At 49.5% G+C, this 3,522-nt stretch carries 6 protein-coding genes; 4 read left to right on the forward strand and 2 right to left on the reverse strand.

Annotated elements, in window-relative coordinates:
* Positions 1–605 (forward strand): 30S ribosomal protein S2 (gene rpsB / locus KDK16_RS01140; protein ID WP_257274304.1); only part of this gene is annotated, 605 nt, incomplete at its 5' end.
* Here rpsB and KDK16_RS01145 read toward each other — a convergent pair.
* Entirely contained in the window at positions 592–717 is a 126-nt protein-coding gene (locus KDK16_RS01145; protein ID WP_257255307.1) for a hypothetical protein, read from the reverse strand. The genes rpsB and KDK16_RS01145 overlap by 14 nt on opposite strands.
* A gap of 82 nt (positions 718–799) precedes the next feature.
* Between KDK16_RS01145 and tsf the strand changes: the two genes are divergently transcribed.
* The 3 genes from tsf (at position 800) to frr (ending at position 3,215) form a co-directional block, all read left to right on the forward strand.
* Positions 800–1,666, forward strand: a complete 867-nt coding sequence (tsf, locus tag KDK16_RS01150; protein ID WP_257255306.1) for a translation elongation factor Ts — start codon at positions 800–802, stop codon at positions 1,664–1,666.
* A 258-nt stretch (positions 1,667–1,924) separates the two neighbouring features.
* Positions 1,925–2,665 (forward strand): UMP kinase, encoded by a 741-nt coding sequence (gene pyrH / locus KDK16_RS01155; RefSeq protein ID WP_257255305.1) that lies wholly within the window; start codon positions 1,925–1,927, stop codon positions 2,663–2,665.
* The gene (frr, locus tag KDK16_RS01160) at positions 2,658–3,215 is read left to right on the forward strand and encodes a ribosome recycling factor (protein ID WP_257255304.1); all 558 of its coding nucleotides are present in this window, start codon (positions 2,658–2,660) and stop codon (positions 3,213–3,215) included. Before pyrH ends, frr begins: the two co-directional genes overlap by 8 nt.
* Before the next feature lie 101 nt (positions 3,216–3,316).
* Here frr and KDK16_RS01165 read toward each other — a convergent pair.
* On the reverse strand, positions 3,317–3,522 hold a 206-nt coding region (locus KDK16_RS01165), incomplete at its 5' end, for an uS2 family ribosomal protein (RefSeq protein ID WP_257274305.1).

Consider the following 3,522-nt stretch of genomic DNA (forward strand, 5'->3'; position numbering starts at 1 on the left):
GTAAGAACAAGATTCTTTTTGTTGGTACCAAGCGCGCTGCCGGTAAAATCATCCGTGAAGAAGCTGCTCGTTGCGGTATGCCTTTTGTGGCGCATCGCTGGTTGGGTGGTATGCTGACCAACTATAAGACCATTCGTCAGTCGGTCCGTCGTCTGCGTGATCTGGAAGCCCAGGCTGAAGACGGTACTTTCGAAAAACTGACCAAGAAAGAAGCCCTGATGCGCCGTCGCGATCTGGAAAAGCTGGATCGGTCTCTGGGTGGTATCAAGGAAATGGGTGGTCTGCCAGACGCGCTGTTTGTTATCGATGTTGAGCACGAGCGCATCGCTATTCAGGAAGCCAATAAATTGGGTATCCCTGTCATTGGTATCGTTGACACCAACTCCAGCCCTGAAGGTGTTGACTACGTTATCCCAGGTAACGATGATGCGATTCGCGCTATTCAGCTTTACATCAAAGCTGCTGCAGATATTGTCCTCGAAGGTCGTGCGGCAGCCAACACAGGCACTGAAAGCGAGTTTGTAGAAGTTGAAGCAGAAGCTGAAACTGAAGAAGCAGCTGAAGCCAAGGCTGATGACGGTCAGGAAGACGCTAAGGAAGCGTGATTTCCGGATCGTTGCGAAAAGGGGGCGTAGCCCCCTTTTTCAGATTAAAAAGAGCGTTTGTCACTTTGGGGTGGTCGTTGGCAAGAGCTTCAGTATGCACAAGCTTGTTCATATGTCATAAGCTTGAAGCGCTAAATAAATAAGCTCAAGGCTGCCCTGAACCCCTTATTGAATATTTGCGAGAGGAACCCACCATGGCAGCAATTACTGCAGCACTGGTTAAGGAACTGCGTGAACGCACTGGTCTGGGCATGATGGAGTGCAAGAAGGCTCTGGTTGCTTCGGAAGGTGATATCGAAAAGGCTATTGAAGAGCTGCGTAAATCTGGTCAGGCCAAGGCCGCCAAGAAAGCAGGTCGCACTGCCGCTGAAGGTATTGTCGCCACTAAAGTTGCCGAAGATGGTAGCTTCGGTGTAATGGTCGAAGTTAACTCCGAGACCGATTTTGTTGCCCGTGACGATAACTTCCTGAGTTACGTTCAGAGAGTGGTGGATGCCGCTTTTGATCGTAAGGAAGCTGACGTGGCCAAGCTGATGGAGGGTGAGCTGGAAGAAGCACGTCTGGCTCTGGTACAGAAGATCGGTGAAAACATTGGTGTTCGTCGTATTGAAATCGTAGAAGGCGGCGTGATTGACGCTTACGTTCACGGAAATAAGCGTATTGCTGTTTTGGTCAGCCTCGACGGTGGCAACTCCGAGCTGGCTCGTGATGTAGCTATGCACGTTGCTGCTGTTAACCCTCAGGTGGTTAACAAGGACGATATGCCAGCTGATCTGGTCGAGAAAGAGAAGGAAATCTTCAAGGCTCAGGCAGAGCAGTCCGGCAAGCCAGCTGAAATCATCGAGAAGATGATTGTTGGTCGTATCAACAAGTTCCTGGCTGAAAACAGTTTGACGGAGCAGCCTTTCGTTAAGGATCCTGATGTTAAAGTTGGCGCTCTGGCCAAGAAAGCGGGCGCTACCATCACAGGCTTCGTTCGCTACGAAGTGGGTGAGGGTATCGAGAAAGAAGAAGTGGACTTTGCTGCTGAAGTTCGAGCCCAGGCTGGACTCCAATCCTGATACTGTTAGTACTTAATGGATGGTGTCTGACCTTTCAGTTGAGTAGGCTTAATTGAGTCTGCTCAGCAGGTCTGCAGGTTTGCAGGTTTGCCCATATCCTGATGTCTGAGTATTGATGCACTGATGCAAGGTTGTATATGAGTGGCTGAATTTCAGCTGCCAATAGTGCATAAAACTCATTCATTGAGGTTTGGGGTGAGTCGGCAGGCCGTTGGGGACAGGCGCCTTTTCGCCTAACTCTGAATCGGAAAGCTGAAAATGCCGGCAAATGATAGACAACCGAAATATAAGCGCATTCTGCTTAAGCTCAGTGGTGAGGCCCTTCAGGGATCGGGGGACTTTGGTATTGATCCCAGTGTTCTTGACAGAATGGCCCTGGAAATCGGCCAGCTGGTGGGTATCGGCGTTCAGGTTGGTATCGTTATCGGTGGCGGAAATCTCTTTCGCGGAGCAGCGTTGAGTGCTGCTGGTCTTGATCGTGTGACTGGCGATCATATGGGGATGCTGGCCACAGTCATGAATGCCCTGGCTATGCGTGATGCCCTGGAGCGTTCAAACATCAATACCCGTGTCATGTCTTCCATTCCGATGGATGGTGTTGTTGAACACTATGACCATCGTCGTGCAATGCGCTACCTCAATGGTGGTGATGTAGTGATCTTTTCAGCGGGTACCGGTAACCCTTTCTTTACAACAGACTCAGCAGCCTGCCTTCGTGGTATTGAAGTTGAATCCGATGTTGTGTTGAAAGCAACCAAAGTTGACGGTATCTATGACAAGGATCCGGTTAAACATCCTGATGCAGTAAAATTTGAGTCCCTGACCTATGATGATGTGCTTGAGCGCAAACTTGGTGTAATGGATTTGACTGCGATCTGTCTGGTTCGTGATCAGCAGATGCCCGTTCGGGTTTTCAATATGAATAAATCCGGTGCTCTGCTCAATGCAGTGGTAGGTGGCGAAGAAGGAACACTGGTGAGTGGGGTGGTAAATGATTGAAGAAATTAAGCAAGATGCGCAAGAGCGCATGAGCAAGAGTGTTGACTCTCTGGATGGTGCATTTGCCAAAATTCGTACTGGCCGTGCTCACCCGAGTCTGCTGGATAGTGTCCGGGTTTCCTATTACGGCTCCGAGACGCCATTAAGCCAGGTTTCGAACATTTCTACTGAAGATGCCAGAACCCTGGCTGTTCGGGTCTGGGAAAAACAGATGGTGCCTGATGTAGAAAAAGCGATCCTTAAATCTGATCTGGGCTTGAATCCTTCCACTGCCGGTGAGGTGATTCGTATCCCTCTTCCTCCCCTGACTGAAGAGACCCGGAAGGGCTACACCCGTCAGGCACGTCAGGAAGCTGAAAACGCTAAAATTGCTATTCGCAATATTCGTCGTGATGCACTGGCCGACATCAAGGAGCTGGAAAAAGAAAAGGAAATCAGTGAAGACGATGAGCGTCGTGCACAGGACGATATCCAGAAGGTGACTGATAAATACATTGCTGCAGTCGATGCGGCGCTGGCCAGCAAAGAAAAAGATCTGATGGAAGTTTGAGTGCTTCATCTTCTTATTGGTTGCTTATAGACAGTCATGAGCGAGGAAAATCAGTCTGTTTGAATCTTGATGTAGCAGCCTGAATTTAATTGCTAATGCGGTTATAACAGCGTTCTCGTTAGCCCCTCCTCAGGGGCGTGGCTGCATTTCCTTTGCATGACTGCCTGTTGCTCCTCTAAATGTCTTATTTGATCAGGGATGTTGTCTCTCAGGCGGGTCTTTCCGTTCTGAGGCGTTAGGAGCGGCACTTTGCGGATGATTTTACCGGCAGCGCGCTTGGTACCAACAAAAAGAATCTTGTTCTTAC

This window comes from Endozoicomonas sp. SESOKO4 (assembly GCF_024606275.1).